Below are 9,679 nucleotides of genomic sequence, written 5' to 3'. Positions count from 1 at the left end.
GTTCTCGCTCCAGATTGGACACGAGAACCTCGATTCCCTTACGTCCTACGATCGTCTCCCGCACACCATAAGTCGATCATAGAACATGTTGGATTTATGTAAAGTTATTTCTGGGACGGAACACTAGAAAACATTGCCTGGGCACGCGAAACCGCGCACGCCGATACGCAATTCTTTCCGCGTCTTGCGCAGGGGCAGAGCCCGAAGGTGCTGTGGATCGGATGCTCGGACAGCCGTGTGCCGGCCGAGACGGTCACGCATGCCAACCCGGGCGATCTGTTCGTTCATCGCAACATCGCCAATCTGTTCCACCCATCGGACGACAACACGCTGAGCGTGCTCGAATACGCCGTGCGCGTGCTCAAGGTCGATCATGTGATCGTGTGCGGCCGCGGCGGCGTGCGCGCATCGCTGCTGCCGCTGTCGAACGAACCGCCGCATGTGAACCGGCGCATCGCGCCGTTGTGCGCGCTGGGTGAGCGGCATCGCGCGGAGCTCGATACCTTCGGCGAACTCGATGCGCGCACCAATCGTCTCGCCGAACTCAACGTGCTCGAACAAGTGCGGCTGCTTCGGCAGACGCCGATCGTGCGCGATCGCGATGCGCCGCCGCTCGTACACGGTTGGATCTTCGGCCTGCATGACGGCCTTCTCAAAGTGCTCGCGTCGGGCTACGACGACGAAGGGCACGCGCCAGCGGAACTGCTCCAGACCGCCGAAACCACCGGCCGCTGATTCTCTCTCGTCCCCCAATGCATGTTGCATGCGGCGTGGCTCAAGCCATGCCGCACGCCCCAACTCGCTCTGAACGCACATGAACCTAAGCAAATTTCTGGCGGATTTTCCGCGCGATCTGTTTGCCGGCACAGTCGTCTTTCTGGTGGCGATGCCGCTGTGTCTCCGGCATCGCCAATGCATCCGGCGTGGAGCCGTTCGCGGGACTGTTGTCCGGCATCATCGGCGGTCTTGTGGTGGCGGTGCTGAGCGGCTCGCAGCTGAGTGTCAGCGGGCCGGCGGCGGGGCTGATCGTCATCGTCGTCGATGGCATCGCCGGGCTCGGCAGCTTTTCGGCGTTTTTGTTGGCCGTGCTGTTGTCGGGCGCGATCCAGTTCGGCTTCGGCCTGCTCAAGGCGGGACGTTTCGCGGCCTATGTGCCGACGTCGGTCATCAAGGGCATGCTCGCGGCGATCGGCCTGTTGCTCGTCATCAAGCAGATTCCGCTCGCGCTCGGCTTCGCCAATGAAGGCGCACCGGCGGCAACGGGCGCGGGCACCTTCGATACGCCGTTCGGGCCGCTTTCGATCGCCGCCTGTCTCGTCGCGCTGATTTCGCTGGCGATGCTAGCCGGCTGGGAAACGCGCGCGATGCGCCGCTTCGCGCTGGTGCGCGCCGTGCCCGCGCCGCTCGCGGTGGTCGCGGTCGGTATCGGCATCACGCTGTTGCTCGACATGATCGCGCCGGGCTTCGTGCTGCCGTCGCAGCATCGCGTGGCGCTGCCGTCGCTCGAATCGTTCGGCGCGTTCACGAACGCGCTGGAATTGCCGAACTTCGCGCAACTCGTGAATCCGGATGTGTGGGGGCTCGCCGTGACGCTCGCGATCGTCGCGAGTTTGGAGACGCTGCTCAGTCTCGAAGCCGTCGAGCAACTCGATCCGAAGAAGCGCGCCGCGCCGCCGGATCGCGAACTGAAGGCGCAAGGCATCGATATAGTCCGCACGCGATGCATCGAGAATCACGGTCGCGCCGTCCGGAATCGAATGCAGATGATGTTTGAGCGTGACCTTGCCGAGGAACGACACGTCCTTGCGGAACGAGATCAGATAGTGGTCGTCGTGCTGCGCCATCGTGATCGGCCGCTTCAGATTGGCGCGCACGGCAAGCACCAGACTGCACGCGATGCCGAGCACGATGCCCATCAGCAGATCCGTCAGCAACACGCCTGCGATGGTCACGATGAACGGCGCGAAGCGTTCGAAGCCTTGCTTCAGCACGGCCGCGAACAAGGACGGCTTGGCGAGCTTGAGGCCGGTGAAGATCAGGATCGCGGCGAGACAGGCGAGCGGAATCAGGTTGATCACGCTCGTCAGCACGAACACGCTCACCAGCAGCAACGTGCCGTGAATGAACGACGACCAGCGGCTCTGCGCACCCGCATGCACGTTGGCCGAGCTGCGCACGATCACCGACGTGATCGGCAACGCGCCGATCGCGCCCGCCATCATGTTGCCGATGCGTTCTGACACGTTTCAGGTCGACCAGCTTGTACGCCAGCGCGGTCCCTTTTCGCCCTTCCGCGAGGAATCGATCGGTCAATTGCTGATGCACGCCCGTTGCGTAAGGACTCGGCGGCAAACAGTCGTCCGCTACGCCAAGCGCCTTGTGGTAAGCCGCGTAATACGCACGCGACGCGCCCGAGCGCCATTCGCATTCGCGATCGCCCGCCACCAACCGCTGCGCGAGCCCGATCAAGTCGGACGTATCGATGCTCATGCCGCCAACTCGATAAGGTTTCCCGCCGGCACGTACGACCCAAGCGGCCTACAGACGAACGTGATCAACTCCGGATACGCGCGATCGAATTTCTCGGTCAGCCAGGTGGCGATCGAGAAACCCAGCTTGGCGCATTGGCCGATTGGCTGGTCGACATAAAGCTCGTAGCGCAGCGTGTCATCCGGGCGCGGCATAACGAACCGCATACCCTTCCGACTCGATCGCGGCAACCGCCGTTTCCATCAGCGCGACGCGCATCTCGACGCTCACGCCGCTGGCGCGAAAAGACGCCGACAAACCATCGAGCTGCGTCATCAAAACGTCGTCTTGCCCGTACGGCCGATGCCGCCCGACATCGCGCAACAACGCGGCCGCCTCTTCCAGATGCAGCGACGCATACAGCACGTTCACCGCGTTGATCGCCTGCCGCGCGTCGCCGTCGCTCAGGGCGATCAGGCGACGCGCATACGCCGCCGCGAGACGCGGCAGTCCGAGGTTGATCAACAGCGATGCAGCATTGCTCACGATCACGACATCGTGCTTCGCCAGCGCATACGCCGCATCGATCGCGCGGACGCACGCGTTCCGATCGCCGCGCAGAAACGCCGTGAAGGCCAGCGCGAGCCAGCACAGTTCCGGCCGCTCATCGTGACGCGTGAGAAGCGCGTGCGCGCCCCGCTCGATTCGCCTGACGGCGAAGTCGTTGCCGCGCGCGGTGATCGTCATGTCGATCAGCTCGCGCAGCCATTCCAGTGAGGTTGATTTCGGCAGGTTCAACGTTGTCCGCTCCGAACGTTTGCTAACGATTCGTTCGAATACTAACGTTCGCTATAAAGTCGACGTCAATGGGTTTTTTGGCGAAATTGTGTGCCATTGCCGAGTGGCAACAAACCCGGCCTAAACGTCATCGCCGCTCGAAGGGCACGCGCCGGCCTTCGCGATCGCTCTGTATCGCCAGTTCGATGATCGTCATCACATCGACTGCGTCTTGCGGCGTGACCGGGAACGGTTTGCCATCCTGAATCGATGCCGCCAGCGCGCGATAAAACTCCACGTACGCGCCATCCTTCGTGGCGAATTCGTGACGCAGATCGTGATCGCCATCGACTTCGCGCAGCAGCCCGGGCGGATTCTTCGCGAATTCGGCATTGCCGGGCCGCATCCCCGAACGAAGCTGATCTTCCTGCGTATCCAGCCCGTTCTTCACATAACTGCCGCGCGTGCCGTGGATCGAAAAACGCGGCGGTTCGAGCGCGGCCAACGCGCTCGCGTGCAGGACCACTTCCTTGTCTTCGTAGCCGAGCACGAGATGCACGTAATCGGGCGCATGCGCGTGATCGCGATGCGCCTTGACGAACGCCGTCACCGTTTGCGGCGCGCCGAACAGTGTCAGCGCCTGATCGATCAGATGCGGTCCGAGGTCGAACAGCAGGCCGCCGCCGCGCTCCGCTTCCTCGCGCCAGCGCTGCGGCACCTTCGGACGAAAACGGTCGAAGTGCGATTCATAATGCGTGATGCGCCCGAGCCGCCCGCTTTCGATCAGCGCGCGCACGGTCATGAAATCGCCGTCCCAGCGACGGTTGTGGAACGGCGCGAACAGCAAGCCTTTTTGTTGCGCGAGATCGGCGAGCGTGCGGGCGTCGGCGGCGGAAAGCGTCACCGGTTTATCGACGACAACGTGCTTGCCCGCCGACAACGCGCGATGCGCGAGGTCGAAGTGCGTGTCGTTCGGCGTCGCGATGACGATGCATGCCACATCGTCCAGCGCGACGAGCGCGTCGAAGTCCGCGACGATCTTCGCATCGGGATAATCGGCCTGCGCGCGCTCGGCCTGGCTCGTCGCGATAGCCGCGACTTCCGCGCGTCCGCAGTGTTCGATGACGGGCGCGTGAAACGTCGCGCCGGCGAGGCCGTAGCCCATCACGCCGATCTTGAGTGCTGTGTCCATACGGCATCGTCCTGTCGTAAAATCGGTCCGATATTGTGGCACGCGCTCCGTCCGCCGATGCGAACAAGGGCCAAAACCGCGCCCGTTCCGGCGTGTTAACATCGCGCACTCGATTCCACGCAGTCCATCCGCGACGGCCGCGCGCCGCTCGCCTCAACTTCCAAAGCCAAAACGATGTCCGCAGGTCTGAACGCCGCGCAAAGCGAAGCCGTGCGCTACATGGATGGCCCTTGTCTCGTGCTCGCGGGCGCGGGCAGCGGCAAGACGCGCGTGATCACGCAGAAGATTGCGCATCTGATCGAAGGGAAAGGTTTCGAGCCGAAGCATATTGCCGCGCTCACCTTCACCAACAAGGCCGCGCTCGAAATGCGCGAGCGCACGAGCAAGCTCCTCGAAGGCAAGACGCTGACGACGCCCGGCAAGGAAGGCCGCAAGATTCCCGTCAATCAGTTGACGATCTGCACGTTCCACTCGCTCGGCGTGCAGATCATGCGCCAGGAAGCGGAGCATTGCGGGCTCAAGCCGCAGTTCTCGATCATGGATTCCGACGATTGCTTCGGCATGGTTCAGGAGCAGCTCGGCACGACCGACAAGGGTTTGATCCGCAAGGTGCAGTCGATCATCTCGCTGTGGAAGAACGGGATGGTGTCGCCTGATCAGGCGGCCGTGCTCGCGAACAACGAGGGCGAGCATCAGGCGGCGATCGTCTATCGCAGTTATGCGGCGACGCTGCACGCGTATCAGGCGCTCGATTTCGACGATCTGATTCTGCGGCCCGCGCAACTCTTCGCGCAGAACGAGCAAGTGCGCGACAAGTGGCAGAACCGGTTGCGTTATCTGCTGATCGACGAGTATCAGGACACCAACACCTGTCAGTACGAACTGGTTAAGCTGCTCGCCGGTTCGCGCGCCGCCTTCACCGCCGTGGGCGACGACGATCAGGCGATCTACGGCTGGCGCGGCGCGACCATCGAAAATCTCGCGCAGTTGGGCAAGGATTTTCCGAAGCTGCATGTGATCAAGCTGGAGCAGAACTATCGCTCGACGGTGCGGATTCTGACGGCGGCGAACAATGTCATCGCCAACAATCCGAAGCTGTTCGAGAAGAAGCTGTGGTCCGAGCACGGCATGGGCGACACCATCACCGTGACCGGTTACAACGACGAAGAGCACGAGGCGGAATCGGTCATCTTCCGGCTGTCGGCGCACAAGTTCGAGCGGCGCACGCAGTTCCGCGATTACGCCATTCTGTATCGCGGCAATTTTCAGGCGCGCATCTTCGAACAGGTGCTCAGGCGCGAGCGCATTCCGTATGTGCTGTCGGGCGGACAGTCGTTTTTCGATCGCGCGGAAATCAAGGATCTGTGCGCGTATCTGCGTCTGATCGCCAATCCCGACGACGATCCCGCGTTCATCCGCGCGATCACCACGCCGCGACGCGGCGTCGGCAACACGACGCTCGAAGCGCTAGGCGCGTTCGCGGGCGCGGCGAAGGTGTCGCTGTTCGAGGCGGTGTTCATGGGCGGCATCGAGGCGCGGCTGTCGGCGCGTCAGGTCGAGCCCTTGCGTACGTTCTGCGAATGGATTCGCCGCCTGTCGGACCGCGCGGCGCGCGATCCTGCATCGACCGTGCTCGACGACATGATGGAAGCGATCCACTACGAAGCCTATCTCTACGATGCCTTCGACGAACGTCAGGCGCAGGCGAAGTGGCAGAACGTGCTCGAGTTCCTCGAATGGCTGAAGCGCAAGGGCACGAAGCCGGAAGCATCGCCGGAAACGGAACAGACCGGTTTCGACACCGCCGACGGTCTCAGCGACGACGGCAAGAACCTGCTCGGCCTGATTCAAACCGTCGCGCTGATGTCGATGCTCGAAGGCAAGGATGAAGACCCCGACGCGGTGCGCTTATCGACGGTGCATGCGTCGAAGGGGCTGGAGTATCCGCACGTGTTTCTGGTCGGCATCGAGGAAGGCATCATGCCGCATCGCGGCGGCACCGACGACGACAATCCGATCGACGACGCGCGCATCGAGGAAGAGCGCCGGCTGATGTATGTGGCGATCACGCGGGCGCAGCGCAGTCTGCATCTGAACTGGTGCAAGAAGCGCAAGCGCGCGCGGGAGACGGTGGTGTGCGAGCCGTCGCGGTTCATCCCCGAGATGCTGCTCGACGATGCACCGCCGCCCACGGCGGAAGAAGCGCCGCTGTCACCGAAGGACCGTATGGCGATGTTGAAGGCGATGCTGCAGAAGGGCTGATCCCGCGCCCTTCCGCAACGTGGCGCGGCGTTATTTGGACGCGTTGACCATGTAATCGACCGCCGCCTTCACATCGGCGTCCGATGCGTTCGATCCGCCCTTCGCCGGCATCGCGCCCTTGCCGTGCAGCGCGTAGTTGTAGACGGTGTCCATCGAGTCCTTCAGACGCGGCGCCCAGGCTTCTTTGTCGCCGAACTTCGGCGCGCCGAGCACGCCCGCCGCGTGACAGGCCTGACACACTTGGGTGTAAAGCGCCTTGCCGGCCTGAGTGCTGTCGGCGCCGCCCGCGGCCGGTGCTGCTGCCGTCTGCGGCACGGATGCCAGCGCCGCGACCGCTGCCGCCGCCTGAGCGTTATCGCCCGATGCGCCGCTCGCGCCCGCCGGAGCGGCTGCCGCCGCCGATGCCGATGCCGCTTCGCCCGGCTTCGGCTGAGCCGGTTCCTGGAATGACGCGCCGCCGTGATTCGCCATATAGACGACCGCGCGCGCGATCTCGAAATCGCTGTAATCGTCGGGATTGGTGCCGCCGCGTACGGGCATCGCGCCCTTTCCGTTCAGCGCGTTGTGCAGAAGCGTGTCGTAACCTTCGCTGATGCGCGGTGCCCATGCGCCCGAATCGCCGAACTTCGGTGCGCCCGCCGCACCGCTCGCGTGACAGGTCGAGCAGACGGCCTTGAAGACTTCCTCGCCGGTTTTGTAGACGCGCGGGGCGTTGGCATCGCAGATATCGACTTGCGCGGCCGGCGCGACGCGCTCCGCTACCGACTGCTCGATATCCGTGCCCGCGCCGGTCCGCGTCGAGTTATTCACATACACCGCAAGCAGGATGATGATGGCGACCGGAACGCCGAACCCCGCGATGACCGCCGCGATGAGTTGGCCGGGGGTTTTGATCGGGGCTCCGTGGGGTGCTTCGCTCATGCTTGTCTCGTCTCCCGTCTTTTAATGTGAGTCGATTCAGTGACAGCGTGACAGCTACCGCGTTGCTTGGCGCGCGCCTCGGGGAAAGGCACGGTCGATTATAGACGGAACGCTTAATAGAAGGCGCGAGGCGGCAGGCCCGAACGACGGGCGTTTACCCGAATCGTGTGACGCTTACGGATGTGTTTCGCCGCCCGCGCCGATCGGCCGATACCTCCCGCACGATGGACGATTTCACGAAAACCCGGTATCCTCTCGGATTAGCATGGCCCTTGCAGCCGGCTTTCGGCTTCTGTTTCTCCTCCCGCAAGGTCTTCTCCGATGCGCCCGTAGCTCAATGGATAGAGTACTGCCCTCCGAAGGCAGGGGTTGCTGGTTCGATCCCAGCCGGGCGCGCCAAATCTGCCCAAGGTTCGCTAATTTGCGCAACCCGACGATCAAGCCATACGGAAACGTACGGAAATCCTCAGCAAACTTTTCAATGTGGCCGCGGGCCTTGATGACCAATGCAGCCGTCATGTATTCACCCTTCTGAAGCGACAGGGTTAATTGCAATGACTACCACGAACCAGCGCGAACAATAAGGTCATTCCGGCCAGCGGCCCCGGCTCCTGCGCGCTCGCCCGGGTAGACACGGTACGCTGTCAGGGCATCCCAGCCCTCGTCTGCAATGGAATGGCCTCGTAGTTTACGAGGCGCTACTAATTGACTTGGAACCACCCTGAAATGTTTGTCGACATGATGAGGTCTCTTGAACATTGTTGCGCCGAGCGTGCGAGGGAGTTGCCGCCCGGCGAACGCCTGCAAGTCGTGCGAAAGGTGTGCAAAACCTATCGAGAACTGATGGAGCAGTTGCCGAGAGCGCAACGGATGCCGCGACCATGTGTCTGACCTTGGCGCGCCAGGATTAGCGTACCCGCTCGATTTCGAAAGCTTGACCCGGACTCCTTCGAGGACGAGGGGCCGACTGCACCATCGCTTGCTGAAGCAGATGAAACGGCGGAAATTGCAACCATTGCAGCACTAAAAACGCAGTTGCAGCGCGTGACATGGATGAGCTGCAGACGTGTTCTCGCCAGAAGGGTCGAGCTTCGGACGATGCTTGCCGTTTGGTACCAGATTTAGGACGACGGTTCTATGCGTCCTGAAGCAGGCCGGGCAATGAGCGAGCCGCGCCAGGCCCCGCAGTGCCACTTCCGCGGGTTCGGGACCTCATCCGCCCCCGCGAGCGGACATATAAGCAAAGTTCTCGCTTTAGTGTTTCAAGCGACAGTTTCGATGATTTTCAAGCCCCTGTTTATTATGTCCTCAAGCTTGGCCCCCGCACCGGATAATCTCCGCTCAGCACCGTAGGAGCCACCGTCACGAGCAATAAACGCGCGCATTTCTTGAGCTATTTTTTGGCAGGCTTTGACAAATTCTATTTGTTGGCCACGGTTGAAATTTTCAAATCTTGCCGAGAATATCGCGGTGACGTTTTCGAGAGACCTAAACTTCGTGACGTCGTCAGGAACCAACCTCAAGAATTCCAGTCCCTTTTTGAAGTATTTGAAACTCTGAGTTGCGTCAATTTCCTTGGCTGGCATCTTCATGTACAAGCGGCTTTGTTGCATGTCAATATGCATCGTATGATAATTATTCTTTTTCGCTGCCAATTCATAAGCTGCAGTTAGTCATCCGCTGACTTTTCAAATATTCGTCATGAGCAAGAAGCGCCATCCCAAATTGAAGCCAATAATGTGGATCTTGCTTGAGCCATGTAATGCGCCTCTTAACTTCCTCATAATATCTCACAAGGTTATTGATTCTTTGGCGCTCTGGGAAAAGACGTTCAACTCCTGAAAATCGAAGCAAGGCTTTCAACACTTCATTCTGCTGACCGTTTGCCCCATGGTCATCCATCCTCTTGGCGATGGATAACAATTGATCTACTATGTAGTCGGCCCTTCAGAATTAGTCGAAGTCAAGGGTGGCAAGGGGCCGCCGGAAGATCGTGTTTCCCAGAACTCCCAGAAGCAATATTGATCTGAATGGTTTCCTGGGAGTTTGGAACTTCGC

At 61.4% G+C, this 9,679-nt stretch carries 8 protein-coding genes, 1 tRNA gene and 2 pseudogenes; 5 read left to right on the top strand and 6 right to left on the bottom strand.

Features of this window, described 5'->3' with window-relative positions; all coding sequences use genetic code 11:
* The first annotated feature begins 132 nt into the window (after positions 1-132).
* The gene (locus BVER_RS24760; protein ID WP_050455530.1) at positions 133-735 is read left to right on the top strand and encodes a carbonic anhydrase; all 603 of its coding nucleotides are present in this window, start codon (positions 133-135) and stop codon (positions 733-735) included.
* 79 nt (positions 736-814) lie between these two features.
* A pseudogene (locus tag BVER_RS24755) lies at positions 815-1,703 on the top strand (SulP family inorganic anion transporter); the annotation flags it as partial.
* On the opposite strand, the pseudogene BVER_RS24750 reads toward BVER_RS24755, so the two are convergent.
* Positions 1,701-2,228, bottom strand: a pseudogene (locus BVER_RS24750) (SulP family inorganic anion transporter); the annotation flags it as partial. The pseudogenes BVER_RS24755 and BVER_RS24750 overlap by 3 nt on opposite strands.
* Between BVER_RS24750 and BVER_RS31875 the strand changes: the two are divergent.
* Complete coding sequence (locus tag BVER_RS31875) at positions 2,188-2,649, top strand: hypothetical protein (protein WP_198155356.1); 462 nt, start codon at positions 2,188-2,190, stop codon at positions 2,647-2,649. The pseudogene BVER_RS24750 and the gene BVER_RS31875 sit on opposite strands and share 41 nt — an antisense overlap.
* Before the next feature lie 18 nt (positions 2,650-2,667).
* On the opposite strand, the gene BVER_RS24740 is transcribed toward BVER_RS31875, so the two are convergent.
* Positions 2,668-3,267: a hypothetical protein gene (locus BVER_RS24740; protein WP_050455528.1), complete on the bottom strand. Its 600-nt coding sequence runs from the start codon at positions 3,265-3,267 to the stop codon at positions 2,668-2,670.
* Positions 3,268-3,394: 127 nt separating this feature from the next.
* On the bottom strand, positions 3,395-4,438 hold the full coding sequence (locus BVER_RS24735; protein ID WP_050455527.1) for an oxidoreductase: 1,044 nt from the start codon (positions 4,436-4,438) through the stop codon (positions 3,395-3,397).
* A gap of 174 nt (positions 4,439-4,612) precedes the next feature.
* Here BVER_RS24735 and BVER_RS24730 point away from each other — a divergent pair, with 174 nt between their 5' ends.
* On the top strand, positions 4,613-6,700 hold the full coding sequence (locus BVER_RS24730; RefSeq protein WP_050455526.1) for a UvrD-helicase domain-containing protein: 2,088 nt from the start codon (positions 4,613-4,615) through the stop codon (positions 6,698-6,700).
* Between the two features lie 30 nt (positions 6,701-6,730).
* On the opposite strand, the gene BVER_RS24725 is transcribed toward BVER_RS24730, so the two are convergent.
* Positions 6,731-7,621, bottom strand: a complete 891-nt coding sequence (locus tag BVER_RS24725) for a c-type cytochrome (protein WP_050455525.1) — start codon at positions 7,619-7,621, stop codon at positions 6,731-6,733.
* Between the two features lie 323 nt (positions 7,622-7,944).
* Between BVER_RS24725 and BVER_RS24720 the strand changes: the two genes are divergently transcribed.
* A tRNA-Arg gene (locus BVER_RS24720) sits at positions 7,945-8,020 on the top strand.
* 863 nt (positions 8,021-8,883) lie between these two features.
* Here BVER_RS24720 and BVER_RS24715 read toward each other — a convergent pair.
* Both BVER_RS24715 and BVER_RS32865 read right to left on the bottom strand, forming a co-directional pair.
* Positions 8,884-9,246, bottom strand: coding sequence for a hypothetical protein (locus BVER_RS24715; protein WP_050455524.1), 363 nt, complete (start codon positions 9,244-9,246; stop codon positions 8,884-8,886).
* 31 nt (positions 9,247-9,277) lie between these two features.
* Positions 9,278-9,544, bottom strand: a complete 267-nt coding sequence (locus BVER_RS32865; protein ID WP_198155355.1) for a hypothetical protein — start codon at positions 9,542-9,544, stop codon at positions 9,278-9,280.
* Positions 9,545-9,679: the final 135 nt, after the last annotated feature.

The sequence above is a fragment of the Candidatus Burkholderia verschuerenii genome (genome assembly GCF_001189365.1).
GTDB lineage: Bacteria > Pseudomonadota > Gammaproteobacteria > Burkholderiales > Burkholderiaceae > Caballeronia > Caballeronia verschuerenii.
This window is presented reverse-complemented; position numbering and strand designations above follow the sequence as displayed.